Raw genomic sequence first — 16,875 nt, 5'->3', positions numbered from 1 at the left:
GATGACCTCAGCCAAAGCCACCCCCAAACGAAACCCCCGAGCCTCCTGATACAACGCCGACCGATAACAAGCCACCGCCTGATCATACGAATCAAACTCGATCACCACACTGCGCTGCGGCGTCGACCGCCCTTCCATCGCCTCGCTACGCCCACCCCGAGCCAGAACCCGACCGCCATACAACGCAAACGCCTGCGGCGCCCGCCGAGTGTATTGGCTGTATTGATCAGCATCAGTGACATCCACATGAGCAATCCAGTACGCCTTCATAGTGACCTCCCGGTTAGTTTTGTATTATGGTATACCAGATTACCCATTCAACAAACACCGAGACTCCAGCATGGCCTTCAACAGCATCGAAGAAATCATCGAAGATTACCGCCTCGGCAAAATGGTCCTGCTGGTCGACGATGAAGACCGGGAAAACGAAGGCGACCTGTTGCTGGCCGCCGACTGCTGCACACCCGAGGCGATCAGCTTCATGGCCCGCGAAGCCCGCGGCCTGATCTGCCTGACCCTGACCGACGAACACTGCAAGCGCCTGGGCCTGGAACAGATGGTGCCAAGCAACGGCAGCGTGTTCAGCACCGCCTTCACCGTGTCCATCGAGGCCGCCGTCGGTGTCACCACCGGCATCTCCGCAGCAGACCGTGCCTGCACCGTGGCCGCTGCCGTCGCCGCCAACGCCGGTCCTGCCGACATCGTGCAACCGGGCCACATCTTCCCGTTGCGCGCCCGCGAAGGCGGCGTGCTGACCCGCGCCGGCCACACCGAAGCCGGCTGCGACCTGGCACGTTTGGCCGGCCATACGCCCGCCTCGGTGATCGTCGAAGTAATGAACGACGACGGCACCATGGCCCGCCGCCCGGACCTGGAAGTGTTCGCGCGCAGGCACGGGATCAGGATCGGCACCATCGCCGACCTGATCCACTATCGCCTGAGCACCGAACACACCATCGTGCGCATCGGTGAGCGTGACCTGCCGACCGTGCATGGCACCTTTCGTCTGATCACCTTTGAGGATCGCATCGAAGGCGGTGTCCACATGGCCATGGTCATGGGCGATCTGCGCCGCGAGCAACCGACGCTGGTGCGCGTGCATGTGATCGATCCATTGCGCGACCTGGTCGGGGCCGAGTACAGCGGGCCGAGCAACTGGACGCTGTGGGCCGCGTTGCAGCGTGTCGCCGCCGAAGGCCACGGCGTGGTGGTGGTGCTGGCCAACCACGAATCCTCGCAGGCCTTGCTCGAGCGTGTGCCGCAATTGACTCAACCACCACGGCAGTTCAGCCGTTCGCAGTCGCGGATTTATTCGGAAGTGGGCACCGGCGCGCAGATCTTGCAAAACCTCGGCGTCGGCAAGCTACGCCATCTGGGCCCGCCGCTGAAATATGCGGGCTTGACCGGGTATGACCTGGAGGTGGTGGAGAGCATTCCATTCACCGAATAACCCTCGGTTTGGCGCCATTCCCTGTGGGAGCGGGCTTGCTCGCGAAGAGGGAGTGTCAGTCGGCCCAAAGTTGTCTGACACACCGCCTTCGCGAGCAAGCCCGCTCCCACAGGGGAATGCGTCGACACTGAAAATTCCACTTTCGGCTGATAGCCGGTACGGCAAAGTGCTTGCACAAAGCTTGGAATACCATAATATGATATTCCATAGACCGGACAGTCAGCACTGACTCGATGGACCTACTGCTCCCGATAGGCGGGCACTCGAAAGCCCCGCTCATAAACACAACAATGAGGGCGTGAAAATGGTGTTGAACAAACGTGCGACCGCGGTTCTTTTTGCGGGACTGCTGAGTGTGACCAGCCAGGCATTGCTGGCGGCTGAAAGCGTCAACTTCGTGAGTTGGGGCGGCAGCACCCAGGATGCGCAGAAGCAGGCCTGGGCCGACCCGTTCAGCAAGGCCAGCGGCATCACTGTTGTGCAGGATGGCCCGACCGACTACGGCAAGCTCAAGGCCATGGTCGAGAGCGGCAACGTGCAGTGGGACGTGGTCGACGTCGAAGCCGACTTCGCCCTGCGCGCCGCCTCCGAAGGCTTGCTCGAACCCCTCGATTTCAAAGTCATTGACCGCGACAAGATCGACCCGCGCTTTGTCAGCGATCACGGCGTCGGCTCGTTCTTCTTCTCCTTCGTCCTCGGCTACAACGAAAGCAAGCTCGGCGCCAACAAGCCTCAGGACTGGTCCGCGCTGTTCGACACCAAGACCTATCCCGGCAAACGCGCCCTCTACAAATGGCCAAGCCCTGGCGTCCTTGAACTGGCCTTGCTGGCCGATGGCGTGCCTGCCGACAAGCTCTACCCGTTGGACCTGGACCGTGCGTTCAAGAAACTCGACACCATCAAGAAGGACATCGTCTGGTGGGGCGGCGGCGCGCAGTCGCAGCAGCTGCTGGCTTCCGGTGAAGCGAGCATGGGCCAGTTCTGGAACGGGCGGATTCACGCCCTGCAGGAAGACGGCGCCCCGGTCGGCGTAAGCTGGAAGCAGAACCTGGTCATGGCCGACATCCTGGTCATTCCCAAGGGTTCGAAGAACAAGGACGCGGCGATGAAGTTCCTGGCCAGCGCCAGCAGTGCCAAGGGCCAGGCCGACTTCTCCAACCTGACCGCCTACGCCCCGGTCAACGTCGACAGCGTGCAGCGCCTGGACTCGGTGCTGGCCCCTAACCTGCCGACCGCCTACGCAAAGGATCAAATCACTCTTGATTTCGCGTACTGGGCCAAGAACGGTCCGGCCATCGCGACACGGTGGAACGAATGGCTGGTCAAATGAAAATGACGGCAACCGCGTCTCGTCCCTCAACGGCCACCGGGAGCGCCATTGGCGCTGCCGGTGCGGCATCCGCCCTGTCTGTTGCAAAGCCACCCTCGCCGTCGCTGAAACAGCGTTGGCGTGGCGCCAGTAACCTGGTCCCGGCCCTGCTGTTTCTCGGCCTGTTCTTTCTCGCGCCGCTGATCGGCCTGTTGCTGCGCGGCGTGCTGGAACCGGTACCGGGGCTGGGCAACTACGAGCAACTGTTCGCCAACTCCGCCTACGCCCGGGTGTTGTTGAACACCTTCTCGGTGGCGGGACTGGTGACCCTGTTCAGCCTGCTGCTGGGCTTCCCGCTGGCCTGGGCGATCACCCTGGTGCCCCGTGGCTGGGGGCGCTGGATCCTCAGCATCGTGCTGTTGTCGATGTGGACCAGCCTGCTCGCCCGCACCTACTCCTGGCTGGTGTTGCTGCAAGCCTCGGGGGTGATCAACAAGGCGTTGATGGCCATGGGCATCATCGATCAGCCGCTGGAGATGGTGCACAACCTCACCGGCGTGGTGATCGGCATGAGCTACATCATGATCCCGTTCATCGTGCTGCCGTTGCAGGCGACCATGCAGGCCATCGACCCGATGATCCTGCAGGCCGGTTCCATCTGCGGCGCCAGCCCCTGGACCAACTTCTTCCGGGTGTTCCTGCCGCTGTGCCGGCCGGGGCTGTTCTCCGGCGGCCTGATGGTGTTCGTGATGTCCCTCGGTTACTACGTCACCCCGGCCCTGCTGGGCGGTGCGCAGAACATGATGCTGCCCGAGTTCATCATCCAGCAGGTGCAGTCGTTCCTCAACTGGGGCCTGGCCAGTGCCGGCGCCGCGTTGCTGATCGTGATCACGCTGGTGTTGTTCTACTTCTACCTGAAGCTCCAGCCGGAATCCCCGGTTGGCGCCAGCAACGCGAGGTAAGCCGTCATGCTCCTGACCCCCAATGCCATGAGCCGGCGCATGCGCTTCGGCCTGTATGCCACCACCGGGCTGATCGGTCTGTTCCTGCTGCTGCCGATCGTGTTCATCGTGCTGCTGTCGTTCGGTTCATCACAATGGCTGGTGTTCCCGCCGCCGGGCTGGACCCTGAAATGGTACGGCCAGTTCTTCTCCAACGCCGACTGGATGAACGCGGCGATGGCCAGCCTCAAGGTCGCGGTGCTGACTACGTTCTTCGCCGTCGCGTTGGGCCTGCCGACCGCGTTCGCCCTGGTGCGGGGTCGCTTCCCCGGCCGGGAAATGCTCTACGGCCTGTTCACCCTGCCGATGATCGTGCCGCTGGTGATCATCGCCGTGGCGGTGTACGCGCTGTTCCTGAAACTCGGCTACACCGGGACCATGTTCGCCTTCGTGGTCAGCCACGTGATCGTCGCGCTGCCGTTCACCATCATCTCGATCATCAACTCGCTGAAGCTGTTCGATCAGTCGATCGAGGACGCGGCGGTGATCTGCGGCGCCTCGCGCCTGCAAGCGGTGTTCAAGGTGACCTTCCCGGCGATCCGTCCGGGGATGGTGGCCGGCGCCCTCTTCGCCTTCCTCGTCTCCTGGGATGAAGTGGTGCTGAGCGTGATGATGGCCAGCCCGACCCTGCAAACCCTTCCCGTGAAAATGTGGACCACCCTGCGCCAGGACTTGACGCCCGTGATCGCCGTCGCTTCGACGCTGCTGATCGGCCTCTCGGTGTTGGTCATGGTCATCGCCGCTGCCCTGCGCCGGCGCAACGAAATCAGCGCTTGAGCGCCAGGAGTACGACATGAGTGCAGTGATCAAAGATTCCGCGCAGCAAAATGACAAACCCCTGGTCAGCTTGCGCAACCTGAACAAGCACTACGGCGACTTTGCCGCCGTGGACAACATCTCGCTGGACATCAAGGACGGTGAGTTCCTCACCTTCCTCGGCTCCAGCGGCTCGGGCAAAAGCACCACGCTGTCGATGCTTGCCGGTTTCGAAACGCCGAGCAGCGGCGAGATCCTGGTCAACGACCAGTCGCTGGTCAACGTGCCGCCGCACAAGCGCGACATCGGCATGGTGTTCCAGCGTTACTCGCTGTTCCCGCATCTGTCGGTGCGCGACAACATCGCCTTCCCGCTGGCCATCCGCAAACTCGCCACTGCCGAGCGCGAGCGCCGGGTCGATGCGATGCTCAAACTGGTGCAGCTCGAGCAATTTGCCCATCGCCGCCCTTCGCAATTGTCCGGTGGCCAGCAGCAACGGGTCGCCATTGCTCGGGCGCTGGTCTACGAGCCACGCATCCTGCTGATGGACGAACCCCTCGGTGCACTGGACAAGAAACTGCGCGAAGACTTGCAGGATGAACTGCGCCAGCTGCATCGGCGCCTGGGCATCACCATCGTCTACGTGACCCACGATCAGGAAGAGGCCATGCGCCTGTCCCAGCGCATCGCGATTTTCAGCCACGGCAAGATCGTTGGCCTCGGCAGCGGTTATGACCTGTACCAGAACCCGCCGAACGCCTTTGTTGCGTCGTTCCTTGGCAACTCGAACTTCCTCAAGCTCAAGGCCCAAGGTAATGCGGTGGCCACCTTCGAAGGTCAGGCGCTGTCGATCCGTCTCACTGCCGGCCTGCAAACCGATCAGGACGTGCTGTTGATGGTGCGTCCGGAAAAAGCCCTGGCCCTGAGCAATGAACAAGCCCTTGCCGAACCGCTGGCCGCCGGCTGGAACGAGGTCTCGGCCCAGGTCGTGGAAGTGTTGTTTCTCGGCGAAAGCCAGACCTGCAGCGTGGTCACCGCGGGCGGCACCTCGATGACGGTCAAGGCACTGTCCGCCGCCGGCATGCCGCTCAAGGCCGGTGACCCGGTGCGAGTGCGCTGGGCCACCGCCGATGCCTGCGTCTACACCGAATGGGCCGAAAGCGACCTGAACAAGGCTGCCGGCGCTCACTGATCCATTGGCCTGCGCGTGCGGGCCACTATCATGAGTCACCCCTCGGGCCACCACAACGTCGGGTTGTGGTGGCCTTTTTTCTGGTAATTTCACGGCTTTGGCGTTCACGTCATTTCGACCCGGACGCGGTCCCCTGTAGGAGCTGGCTTGCCAGCGATGGTCGTTAACGATAACGCGTACGAACCGGATAAACGCGGTGCACTCGAGTCCATCGCCAGCAAGCCGGCTCCTACAGTTTGGCGTTCACGTCATTTCGACCAGGACGCGGGCCCTTGTAGGAGCTGGCTTGCCAGCGATGGTCGTTAACGATAACGCTATGATCCGGATAAACGCGGCGCCCTTGAGTCCATCGCCAGCAAGCCGGCTCCTACGGTTTGGCGTTCACGTCATTTCGACCAGGACGCGGGCCCTTGTAGGAGCTGGCTTGCCAGCGATGGTCGTTAACGATAACGCGTGTGTACAGGATAAACGCGGTGCACTCGAGTCCATCGCCAGCAAGCCGGCTCCTACAGTTTGGCGTTCACATCATTTCGATCAGGACGCGGTCCCTTGTAGGAGCTGGCTTGCCAGCGATGGTCGTTAACGATAACGCTATGATCCGGATAAACGCGGCGCCCTTGAGTCCATCGCCAGCAAGCCGGCTCCTACAGTTTGGCGTTCACGTCATTTCGACCAGGACGCGGTCCCTTGTAGGAGCTGGCTTGCCAGCGATGGTCGTTAACGATAACGCTGTGATCCGGATAAACGCGGCGCACTTGAGTCCATCGCCAGCAAGCCGGCTCCTACAGTTTGGCGTTCACGTCATTTCGACCAGGACGCGGTCCCTTGTAGGAGCTGGCTTGCCAGCGATGGTCGTTAACGATAACGCTGTGATCCGGATAAACGCGGCGCACTTGAGTCCATCGCCAGCAAGCCGGCTCCTACAGTTTGGCGTTCACGTCATTTCGACCAGGACGCGGTCCCTTGTAGGAGCTGGCTTGCCAGCGATGGTCGTTAACGATAACGCTATGATCCGGATAAACGCGGCGCACTTGAGTCCATCGCCAGCAAGCCGGCTCCTACAGTTTGGCGTTCACGTCATTTCGACCAGGACGCGGTCCCTTGTAGGAGCTGGCTTGCCAGCGATGGTCGTTAACGATAACGCTATGATCCGGATAAACGCGGCGCACTGGAGTCCATCGCCAGCAAGCCGGCTCCTACAGTTTCCCGGGAATGAGTGGAGAACCTTTTTTCTGTCGCCTGTAAGATAAATTGGACAACGGATTCCTAAAATCCCGGTTTAATGCTAAATAGTGCTCAGTATTTTTAACACCCGACCCCTGTCGTGCCACACAGTGCAACGAGAATAACGATATGAAAGTCCATTTCGAGAAAAGTGAAGTGTTTGGGACCCTCCACCTGCAAGCGGCGGTGGCAGCATGATCGAAGTTACCGAAGTCTCCATCGCCGAGCTGCGCGCCGCGCTCGAATCCGGCCAGACCACCTCGGTCGAGCTGGTCCAGGCTTATCTCGCGCGGATCGACGCGTATGACGGCCCGCAAACGCCAACGGCGCTGAACGCGGTCGTGGTGCGCAACCCCGAGGCGCTCGCCGAGGCGCAGGCCTCCGACGCCCGTCGCGCCAAGGGCCAGGTGCTGGGGCCGTTGGACGGCATCCCGTACACCGCCAAGGACAGCTATCTGGTCAAGGGTCTCACCGCCGCTTCCGGCAGCCCGGCCTTCAAGGACCTGGTCGCCTATCGCGATGCATTCACCGTCGAACGCCTGCGCGCTGGCGGGGCGATCTGCCTGGGCAAGACCAACATGCCGCCGATGGCCAATGGCGGGATGCAGCGTGGCGTCTACGGCCGCGCCGAAAGCCCGTACAACGCTGACTACCTCACCGCGCCTTTCGCTTCCGGTTCGTCGAACGGTGCCGGCACGGCGACCGCGGCCAGCTTCTCGGCCTTTGGCCTGGCGGAAGAAACCTGGTCGAGCGGTCGCGGCCCGGCCTCGAACAACGGTTTGTGCGCCTACACCCCTTCACGCGGGGTGATCTCGGTACGCGGCAACTGGCCGCTGACCCCGACCATGGACGTGGTCGTGCCGTTTGCCCGGACCATGGCCGACCTGCTCGAAGTGCTCGACGTGGTCGTAGCCGATGACCCGGACACTCGCGGCGACCTGTGGCGCTTGCAGCCTTGGGTGCCGATTCCGAAATCATCTGAGGTACGCCCGCAATCCTATGCCGCGCTGGCCGCGAACAGCGAAGCGCTCAAAGGCAAGAAGTTCGGCATTCCGCGCATGTACATCAACGCCGACCCTGAAGCCGGCACATCCGAAGCGCCGGGCATCGGTGGCCCGACCGGCCAGCGCATCAACACCCGTCCTTCGGTGATCGGGCTCTGGGAACAGGCCCGCAAGGCCCTGGAAGACGCCGGCGCCGAAGTGCTCGACGTGGATTTCCCGCTGGTCTCCAACTGCGAAGGCGATCGTCCTGGCGCGCCGACCGTGTTCAATCGCGGCATCGTCTCCAAGGAATTTCTGCACCACGAACTGTGGGACCTGACCGCCTGGGCGTTCGATGATTTCCTGCAGGCCAACGGCGACCCGAAATTGAATCGCCTCGTCGATGTCGACGGCCCGCAGATCTTCCCTCACGACCCGGGTACCCTGCCTAACCGCGAGGGCGACCTGGCCGCCGGCATGGACGAATACGTGCGCATGGCCGAGCGCGGCATCACCCCGTGGGACCAGATCAGCACAGTGCCCGACGGCCTGCGCGGACTGGAAAAGACCCGCAAGATCGACCTGGAAGACTGGATGGATCGCCTGGGCCTCGACGCGGTGCTGTTCCCGACGGTCGCCGATGTGGGGCCGGCGAATGCCGATGTCGATCCGCAATCGGCGGACATCGCCTGGAGCAACGGCGTGTGGGTCGCCAACGGCAACCTCGCCATCCGCCACCTTGGCGTGCCGACGGTCACCGTGCCGATGGGCGTGATGCCGGACATCGGCATGCCGGTCGGCCTGACGTTTGCCGGTCGCGCCTATGACGACTCGAAGCTGCTGCACCTGGCGTCGGCGTTCGAGTCGACCGGCAGCAAACGCATGATCCCGCCGCGTACCCCGCCGCTGCGGTAAAAGTTCGGGCTGTAGGAGCGAGCCTGCTCGCGATGGTCGTTAACGATAACGCGTGTCTACTGGATAAACTCGGCGCGTTTGAGTCCATCCCAGCAAGCTGGCTCCTACAGCAGACTCCAGTCCCGAATCATCAAGGATCGACCTGGGCCATCAGTTCCGGAATCGATTCCGGCCGCTTGGCATAACGCTGCGCCAGCACCGCACAGACCATCAGTTGAATCTGGTGGAACAACATCAGTGGCAGGATCAGCAAGCCAATGGTGCTACCGGCAAACAACACCTGCGCCATCGGCACGCCAGTCGCCAGGCTTTTCTTCGAGCCGCAGAACAGAATGGTGATGCGGTCTTCCTGATTGAAGCCGAACGCCTTGCCCAGTACGGTCGCGGCCACCAACACCAGCGCCAGGACGATGCAGCAGACCAGCACCAGCCCAACCAGATCCAGCAACGGAATCTGCTGCCACAGGCCCTCGATCACCGCCTCGCTGAACGCCCCGTAGACCACCAGCAAGATCGACCCCTGATCGACGAACTTCAACCAGCTCTTGTTGCGCGCCACCCAGTTGCCGATCCAGCGCCGCGCGATCTGTCCGGCAATGAACGGCAGCAGCAACTGCACGCTGATCTTGAGGATGGCGTCGAGAGTCGAACTACCTTCGCCGTGCACGTTGAGCAGCAGGGTCACCAGCAACGGCGTGAGAAAAATCCCGAACAGGCTGGACGCCGCCGCACTGCAGATCGCCGCCGGGATGTTGCCCCGCGCCAGCGAAGTGAAGGCAATCGCCGACTGCACCGTGGCGGGCAGCGCGCACAGGTAGAGCATGCCCATGTACAGGTCATTGCCAATCAGCGGCGACAGCAACGGTTTGAGCGCCAGGCCGAGCAGCGGAAACAGCACGAAGGTCAGGCTGAACACCAGCAGATGCAGGCGCCAGTGCCCGGCACCGGCAATGATCGACTCGCGGGAGAGTTTGGCGCCATGCAGGAAAAACAACAGCGCGATGGCGATGTTGGTCAGCCAGCCAAAACCGACCGCGACCTGGCCGCTGGCGGGGAGCAGGCTGGCAAGCGTCACTACGCCGATCAGGGTCAGGGTGAAGTTGTCGGGTAACAGACGGGGGCGAGTCATGGGTTTGATCATCCGGGGGTTGCCAGTACGTGCAAGCGACTCTAACGTGACTGGATATTACCGACTAACGCCGATGAGCCAGCTGATGCCGCCTAAAGGACATGACAAGAGTGTTCGACGCAGTATTCCCGGACTGTCCAGCCTGCCGCGACCACTCTATGGTCGTACCGAATCGCTGCCCAATCGCGCCCTGACCCGGCGCCACAGCCATCCATGGGTGCAGCTTTCCTATGCGATCCAGGGTGTGCTCGAAATCCAGACCGGCGTCGGGCGTTTCGTCGCCCCGCCGGAGCCTGCGGTGTGGATTCCGGCGGGCATGCCGCACCGGGTGTTCAGTTCACCGCGTACGGAAATGCGCAGCCTGTACATCGATTGCAGCGTCTCGACGTGGGCGCCGCCGAGCTGCCATGTGTTGGGGGTCAGCGATCTGTTGCGCGAGTTGATCCGTGCCTTCAGCCAGGTTCCGGTGGAATACGATCAGGACGGGCCGCACGGTCGGTTGGCCCAGGTGATTCTGGATCAGTTGGCTGAGGCGCCGCAGATCGACCTGATGCTGCCCCTGCCCCAGGACAGCCGGTTGCGGCAAATCGCGCAAAGCCTGGAGGCGCATCCGGAGCAACAAACCACGCTGAGCCACTGGAGCGACAGATTCGGCGTCACCGAGAAAACCCTCAGTCGCCTGTTCCTGCGCGACACCGGCCTGACGTTTCGCGCCTGGCGCCAGCGTTTGCGCCTGCTCGGCGCCCTGACGCCACTGGAACAGGGCGAGCGCGTGACCGACGTTGCGTTGGCCTGTGGCTACGACTCGACATCGGCGTTTATCGCCGCCTTCCGCCAGCAGTTCGGCGAAACACCGGGGGAGTTTTTTCGCTGAGCCCTGCACCGTACAACCTGTGGGAACGAGCCTATGTGGCGAGGGGGCTTGCCCCCGTTGGGTCGCGGAGCGGCCCCAAAACCAAACAATGGGGCCTGTCTGGAAAAACGCATTGGCAGATTTTACGACTGCTTCGCAGTCGAACGGGGGCAAGCCCCCTCGCCACAGAGGCTCGCTCCTACAGGGATAGGGTTTTACTGATCGGACTTGATGCTGGTCCAGACCCGCGTGCGCACCCGCTCGAGCTTTTGCGGCAATGGCTGCACCACATACAGCGTCGCCAGTGCTTCGCTGGTCGGCGTCAGGTTCGGGTTGCCGGTGATGTCCTTGTTGATCAGCGTCAGCGAGTCTTTGTTGGCATTGGGGTAGCCGAGGAAGTCGCTGATCGGTGCGATGACTTTCGGGTCCAGCAGGTTGTTGAGGAATTCGTGGGCCTCGGTGACGTTCTTCGCGCTTTTCGGGATGGCGAAGGTGTCGAACCAGATCGGCGCGCCCTCTTTGGGCAGGCGCCAGTCGACGACCACGCCGTTGCCCGCCTCTTTGGCGCGATTGCCGAACTGATAGAAGCTGCCGGAGTAACCGATGGCCACGCAGATATCGCCGTTGGCGATGTCGGTCATGTACTTGGCAGAGTTGAAGTAGGTGACGTAAGGGCGAACCTTGAGCATCAGCGTCTTGGCTTTTTCGTAGTCATCGGGGTTCTGGCTGTTCGGGTCCAGCCCCAGGTAATGCAGGGCCAGCGGCAGGATCTCCGACGGCGAGTCGAGCATGGCGACGCCACAGGCCTTGAGCTTTTCCATGTTCTCGGGCTTGAACACCAGGTCCCAACTGTCCACCGGCGCATTTTCGCCCAGCGCCGCCTTGACCTTGGCCGGGTTGAAGCCGATCAGCACGGTGCCGTACATGTAGGGCACGCCGTACTGGTTGCCCGGGTCGTTCTTGTCCAGCAGCTTGAGCAACGCCGGGTCCTGGTGCGACCAGTTCGGCAACTTGGACTTGTCGAGTTTCTGGAACACCCCCGCCTTGATCTGGGTTTCGATGAACTGGTTCGAGGGCACCACCAGGTCGTAGCCCGAGTTGCCGGTGAGCAGCTTGGCTTCCAGGGACTCGTTGGTGTCGAAGGTGTCCCAGGTCACCTTGATCCCGGTGTCCCTGGCAAAATCCTTGGGGACGGACGGCAGGATGTAGTCCGCCCAGTTGTACACCCGCAATTCCTGTTGTTCGGCGTGCACCGCGCTGGCCAGCAGCGACAGCCCGCAGGCGGTGACGCCCAGTTTGATCGTGTGCATGGATCATTTCCCCAAGTATGCCGTGAGTGCTCTGATTCTTGCTGACGGCGTGGCCGGTTCACAGCGTGGGTCAGGCCAAAAGGGGATCGAAAAGGCCAATATAACTGTCCGCTTTGATCGGCAATGAATCGACAGTTAGTCCAAACTGCCGATGCCTGCACACCCCGTTTGCTGCTTATTACGCTTCACACCAATAACAAGATCGCGAGGCTTCGATGCGTGCTCCACTTCTGCTTGCCCTGCCTCTGCTCGGCCTGCTCAGTGCCTGTTCCGAACCCTATGACCCGCAACCGCTGACCAGCACCGGCAATGCCACGTCCCAGATCGGCAGTGCCGCCGTGGCGCAACCGTTGAGCGGTGCCGTGCCCACCAACCCCTTCATGGCCAGCAATGGCAGCAGCTATATGCATTCCGATGGCTATAGCTCCGACACGCACCCCGGCCCAGGCCCGTTAGGCCGGGACATGCAAACGAGCAGCCGTGATGGCAGTCGCAAGCCCGGCGGCATGTGCCCGATTCACACCTTCGATCAGCAGGGGCGCCTGGTGGTGTTGTGCGCCAACCTGATGCAATTCGAACTGCAACTGCTCGAACCGCGTACCCTCAAGCTGTTGGCCCGCTACCCGCTGCCGCCGCGACCGTCGACCTTCCACGCGTTGATTACCCTGGACCCGGACAAGATCATGGCAGACACCTCCGGCGCCTATTTCTATATCGATGAACAGAATCGCGTGGTCATCGCCGACGCCGAGCAGCACATCCAGCGCGTGGTGCATCGTCAGGACGCTGCCGGTGCGTGGTCGTTCGAAAAGGTTGATGACTGGGACCTGAGCGACAAGGTCCCGCACGATTGCGTGCGCCCGACCTCGTGGTTTCCCAAGGGCGAATGCGACCCCATCACCGGGGTCATGCCCGATCACCAGGGCTTGATCTGGTGGATCACCCGGCGTGGCCGCATCGGCACACTGAACCCCGACACTGGCAAGGTCCAGGGCACCCAACTGGCCAACGAAGAAATCCAGAACGGCATGTCGGTGGCGGCCGACGGCGTCTATCTGGTGTCCGATCACGCCATGTACCGCTTCGCCGCCGATGCCGACGGCAAGCCCGTGCAAGGCTGGCGCGAAGTCTACGACCGTGGCACCGGGCGCAAGGTCGGTGCGATCAACCAAGGCAGCGGCACCACACCGACCCTGCTCGGCGAGCGCTACGTCACCATCACCGACAACAGCGACGGGCGCATCAACCTGCTGGTCTACCGTCGCGAGCAGGACTACGCCGGCAATCGCCTGATCTGCAAATTGCCCGTGTTCGACAACAACGCCTCGGCCACCGACAACTCGGCCATCGGCTGGGGTCGCTCGATCATCCTCGAGAACAACGCCGGCTACACCAGCGCCTTCGCGCAGAAGGACTGGCAGGCCGTACACGGTGGTATCAGCCGCATCGACATCCGTGCCGACGAGTCGGGCTGCGACCTTGTCTGGGAATCGAAAGAACGCTCGCCTTCGGTGGTGCCGAAACTCTCGGTGGGCAACGGTCTGCTGTACTTCTACACCTTCGAGCCGCAGGCCGACGGCGAGAACGCCTGGTACCTGATGGCGCTGGATTTCGCCAGCGGCCAGACCCGGTTCAAGGCGTTGAGCGGGGTCGGCCAGGCATTCGACAACAACTGGTCGCCGATCACATTGGCGCCGGATGGCACGGCCTATGTCGGGACGTTTGGCGGGTTGGTTGCGCTGTGGGACAAGGGGGTGAATGCAAGCAGCGAACCTGCACGCCTGAGCGAGAAGTAGACAATCCGGATACCTGAATGAGCCGGCTCCCTGTGGCGAGGGAGCTTGTTCCCGCTCGGCTGCGCAGCAGTCGCAAATTCTACCGACGCGGTATACCCGACCGAATGCTGGGGGCCGCTGCGCGACCCAACGGGAGCAAGCTCCCTCGCCACAATCAACGCTCTGTTCTATCGCTTTGCTCGCCTACAGCAACGACAAGGTGTAGTTGATGATGAACCGGGTCTGATCCACATTGCGGCCCGCATCGGTATTGGACGTGGCATTACGCAAGGAGAAACCCACCCCCTTGAACGTCCCTGATTGCAGCACGTAGTCCAGCGTCATGTCGCGCTCCCACTCGGACTGGTCGCTGGCGTTCTGCGCCTTGATGTCCGTGCCCTTCAGATACACGATCGAGGCTTTCAGGCCCGGCACGCCCAAGGGCGCGAAGTCGTAGGTGTATTGCCCGAAGTTCGTCTGCTCGCCGGCCCGGGCAAAGTTCTGGATCATCTTGTCGGTGGGCAGGTAGACACTGCCGCCGCCCGCCCCCTTGTCCACCAGGCTGCCCTGGTTGGGCTGGACGAAGTTGCTGCCATCGCCCACCTGTTGATGCCCCAGCGTGACCGCGTGCCCGCCATGGGTGTAGGTGACCATCGCAGACCAGGTGCTGTTGTCGATTTCACCGTCGTTGTCGTCGGTGTAACCCGATACCCGATAGCCTTGCGCGCGCCCGGAGGCCGAGCTGTTGGCACCGCTGGAGGTGGTGCGGAAATAGCGCAGGTCGGTGGTCAACGAGCTGGCGCTGTCGATGGGCAGGATGTGCGTCAGTCCGAGGAAGTTCTGGTTGTAGAAGTCTTCCAGTTGCGCGAAGTAATACTGGGTCTTGAGCGTTTTGGTGAGGTTGTAGTCGGCGCCAGCGTAGTAGAACTTGTTGCTGTCCTGGGTGCTGCCGGCGACCGAGAGTCCTGTGCGATCCGTCGAGGCGCGCCCTACCGCGTGTTCAAGCACGCCGCTGGTCAACGTCAGGCCATCGATGTCGTTCGAGGTGACCTGCGCGCCGGTAAACGATTGCGGCAACACACGGGCATCGTTGGCGAGCAGGATCGGCAACTTTGGCAGCAAGGTGCCGTAGCGAAACTCAGTCTTGGCAAGGCGCATCTTCGCCGTAGGGCCGAAGCTGCTCCAGGCGGCCGCCGCGCCGTCGCCGTCAGAAGGAATCATGCCACTACCGACGTGGCGCCCTGCTCCGCTGTCCAGCGTGATGCCGAGCAACGCCTGGGCATCGAGCCCGAACCCCACCGCGCCCTGGGTAAACCCCGACTCATAGCGCAATACGAAACCCTGGGCCGCCTCTTCGGTTTTCGAAGGGTCCGCCGCGCCGTCACGATTGTCGCTGTTGAAGTACAAGGTGCGCATCGAGAGGCTGGCCTTGCTGTTTTCGAGAAAACCATGGGTGACGGAATCGGCGGCCTGTGCACACAGCGAACCGGTGGCCAACAGGACTGCGGTGGGAATGGCGCGTTTGAACATACGGTGCTCCTGGGTGTTTCTTATCGTTATTTGAAGGTTTCATCGCCAGTCAGGGCCCGATTGCCGCCCACGCAACTGCGCTCAACACGAACGCGCAAGCAGGCGCGCCCGATGAGTGACATGCGCATCACAAGTTCGAGGTAAGGGTTTACTGAATGGCTTGTGAAACTCTTAAAACATTTCGAGAGGCTATTATCAAATGCGGTGAAAGTAGTTTTCGTGGAGGGATAAGGCTTGTCGCACAGGGATATGGACGGTCACCGTTTTTGCATATCGGTGCGGCGGATTTTCACCATACTGACTTCATCGGCAGTGTTGCCTGGCTGCCCGTGAGTCCCTCAAGGAGCAATACCCATGAACGATCGGATAGAGCTGTTCGGCGCCAATACCGGCAACAGCCTGCGGGCCGCGATCGCCCTGGAAGAAGCCGGCATCGCCTACACCGCACGCAGGCTCGACCTGTATGCGCAGGAGCATCGCGGGCCGGACTACCTGGCGCTCAACCCGGCCGGGAAAGTCCCGACCCTGGTCGATCACGGGACCACGCCGGCGCTGGTCATCAACCAGTCCAACGCGATCATCCAGTACGCCGACTCCATCGCGCCCGGAAAGCTGGCACCGGCGCAGCCCGGGCCTGAGCGCACCCGGGTGATTGACCGCTATTTCTTTTTTGTGACCGACGTCATCGCTCCCAGCCATGCCGCCTTTTTTCTGCATCAGGCGAGACAGGACAAGGCCGCGGCGATCATCGATCTGCGGGTGATCGAGCAATTGACCTATGCGGAAAGTTTTTTGACGGGCGAATTCATGGCCGGGGCGCAGTTCACCATGGCCGACATCTCCGCGTTCACCATCGCAAGGGCGTTCCGTGACCGGCTGGAGTGGAAGCTGCTTCCACAGCTCTCACGCTGGTTCGACAGCGTCGAAGCCAGGCCGGCGGTGCAACGCGGCCTGAATGTGTTCAAGGATGCTTGAACTGCAATCCCGGGTAACACGCAATACCTGTAGGAGCCGGCTTGCCGGCGATGGATTCAAGTGCGCCGCGTTTATCCTGCTTACACGCGTTATCGTTGACGTCCATCGCTGGCAAGCCAGCTCCTACAAGGGACCGCGTGACCTACAAATCCTGTAGGAGCCGGCTTGCTGGCGATGGATTCAAGTGCGCCGCGTTTATCCTGCTTACACGCGTTATCGTTAACGACCATCGCTGGCAAGCCAGCTCCTACAAGGGACCGCGTGACCTACAAATCCTGTAGGAGCCGGCTTGCCGGCGATGGATTCAAGTGCGCCGCGTTTATCCTGCTTACACGCGTTATCGTTGACGACCATCGCTGGCAAGCCAGCTCCTACAAGGGACCGCGTGACCTACAAATCCTGTAGGAGCCGGCTTGCCGGCGATGGATTCAAGTGCGCCGCGTTTATCCTGCTTACACGCGTTATCGTTAACG

At 61.9% G+C, this 16,875-nt stretch carries 13 protein-coding genes; 9 read left to right on the top strand and 4 right to left on the bottom strand.

Annotated features, from left to right (window positions below; translation table 11 throughout):
* The coding region (locus KGA88_RS29425; RefSeq protein WP_223596140.1) for a DUF1330 domain-containing protein at positions 1–270 on the bottom strand (270 nt) is incomplete at its 3' end.
* 70 nt (positions 271–340) lie between these two features.
* Between KGA88_RS29425 and ribBA the strand changes: the two genes are divergently transcribed.
* The 6 genes from ribBA (at position 341) to KGA88_RS29395 (ending at position 8,830) form a co-directional block, all read left to right on the top strand.
* A complete protein-coding gene (gene ribBA / locus KGA88_RS29420; protein WP_110661719.1) occupies positions 341–1,450 on the top strand; it encodes a bifunctional 3,4-dihydroxy-2-butanone-4-phosphate synthase/GTP cyclohydrolase II in 1,110 nt (369 codons plus the stop codon).
* Positions 1,451–1,754: 304 nt separating this feature from the next.
* A complete protein-coding gene (locus tag KGA88_RS29415; protein ID WP_223596138.1) occupies positions 1,755–2,780 on the top strand; it encodes an ABC transporter substrate-binding protein in 1,026 nt (341 codons plus the stop codon).
* Positions 2,777–3,721: an ABC transporter permease gene (locus KGA88_RS29410; protein WP_223596136.1), complete on the top strand. Its 945-nt coding sequence runs from the start codon at positions 2,777–2,779 to the stop codon at positions 3,719–3,721. The genes KGA88_RS29415 and KGA88_RS29410 overlap by 4 nt, the downstream gene beginning before the upstream one ends.
* 6 nt (positions 3,722–3,727) lie before the next feature.
* A complete protein-coding gene (locus tag KGA88_RS29405) occupies positions 3,728–4,537 on the top strand; it encodes an ABC transporter permease (RefSeq protein WP_007976227.1) in 810 nt (269 codons plus the stop codon).
* Positions 4,538–4,553: 16 nt separating this feature from the next.
* Entirely contained in the window at positions 4,554–5,708 is a 1,155-nt protein-coding gene (locus tag KGA88_RS29400) for an ABC transporter ATP-binding protein (protein WP_110661723.1), read from the top strand.
* A gap of 1,418 nt (positions 5,709–7,126) precedes the next feature.
* A complete protein-coding gene (locus KGA88_RS29395) occupies positions 7,127–8,830 on the top strand; it encodes an amidase (RefSeq protein WP_223596134.1) in 1,704 nt (567 codons plus the stop codon).
* 130 nt (positions 8,831–8,960) lie between these two features.
* Here the strand turns inward: KGA88_RS29395 and KGA88_RS29390 are convergent, their stop codons facing one another.
* Positions 8,961–9,959: a bile acid:sodium symporter family protein gene (locus KGA88_RS29390; RefSeq protein WP_223596132.1), complete on the bottom strand. Its 999-nt coding sequence runs from the start codon at positions 9,957–9,959 to the stop codon at positions 8,961–8,963.
* Between the two features lie 85 nt (positions 9,960–10,044).
* Here KGA88_RS29390 and KGA88_RS29385 point away from each other — a divergent pair, with 85 nt between their 5' ends.
* On the top strand, positions 10,045–10,833 hold the full coding sequence (locus tag KGA88_RS29385) for an AraC family transcriptional regulator (protein WP_223596131.1): 789 nt from the start codon (positions 10,045–10,047) through the stop codon (positions 10,831–10,833).
* A gap of 194 nt (positions 10,834–11,027) precedes the next feature.
* Here KGA88_RS29385 and KGA88_RS29380 read toward each other — a convergent pair whose 3' ends face one another.
* Positions 11,028–12,122, bottom strand: coding sequence for a polyamine ABC transporter substrate-binding protein (locus KGA88_RS29380; RefSeq protein WP_223596130.1), 1,095 nt, complete (start codon positions 12,120–12,122; stop codon positions 11,028–11,030).
* Between the two features lie 215 nt (positions 12,123–12,337).
* Between KGA88_RS29380 and KGA88_RS29375 the strand changes: the two genes are divergently transcribed.
* On the top strand, positions 12,338–13,918 hold the full coding sequence (locus KGA88_RS29375) for a hypothetical protein (protein WP_223596129.1): 1,581 nt from the start codon (positions 12,338–12,340) through the stop codon (positions 13,916–13,918).
* A gap of 183 nt (positions 13,919–14,101) precedes the next feature.
* Here the strand turns inward: KGA88_RS29375 and KGA88_RS29370 are convergent, their stop codons facing one another.
* Complete coding sequence (locus KGA88_RS29370; protein ID WP_223596128.1) at positions 14,102–15,427, bottom strand: OprD family porin; 1,326 nt, start codon at positions 15,425–15,427, stop codon at positions 14,102–14,104.
* A 354-nt stretch (positions 15,428–15,781) separates the two neighbouring features.
* On the opposite strand from KGA88_RS29370, the gene KGA88_RS29365 reads away from it, so the two are divergent.
* Complete coding sequence (locus tag KGA88_RS29365; protein ID WP_110660756.1) at positions 15,782–16,402, top strand: glutathione S-transferase family protein; 621 nt, start codon at positions 15,782–15,784, stop codon at positions 16,400–16,402.
* The last annotated feature ends 473 nt before the right edge of the window (positions 16,403–16,875 follow it).

The organism is Pseudomonas sp. A-R-19 (assembly GCF_019956575.1).
In the GTDB taxonomy this organism is placed as follows: domain Bacteria; phylum Pseudomonadota; class Gammaproteobacteria; order Pseudomonadales; family Pseudomonadaceae; genus Aquipseudomonas.
Note: the sequence above shows the minus strand (reverse complement) of the source record. Positions and strands in the feature narration are given on the sequence as shown.